The sequence below is a fragment of the Deinococcus sp. genome (assembly GCF_018260405.1).
GTDB lineage: Bacteria > Deinococcota > Deinococci > Deinococcales > Deinococcaceae > Deinococcus.
Map to the genome: position 1 here is coordinate 1 of NZ_JAGLBG010000216.1, position 521 is coordinate 521.

Sequence of the window (521 nt, forward strand, 5' to 3'; positions counted from 1 at the left end):
AAAAGCGTAGTCCTGCACCTGCCGGGGCTGTCCCTTCGTTCCTTGGATTTCAAACCTCGTGAGCAGCTTTAGGGCTGGTATCCGTCCCGCTTTCACTTCCCTCTGAAACAGGGTGTACAAGCGGCGCTGTGTGGTCGGCTCTTGGCTGGTGATGTGCTTTGAAAATTGTTGCATGTGGTCAGAGTAGCAAAACCGCCTTAACCGGGTGTCTAGTCTGGCAACCAAGCAGCACCACCACCCCAACGCCCCCTGCACTCAGATTCTGGGCCTCGCCACCCTGTGGTGGTGCGTTCGTAGTCGCCCACCGCCGCCCAAAAAACCACCCGGATTTTTCACACCCATCCGCCGCTTCTGGCTGGGCTTTGTCGCCTAGGTCTTTTGCTCAGCCAGCCTGTACACCGCCCCTTTGCCTTCGCCTGCCACCTCCAGCACTCCTAAGCGGGCCAGTTCTTCTAAGTCCTCTTGCTTCGCTGGTGCGCCTGCAAACCCAACCGACCACCGCCGCTCGTAGCTGTCGTACT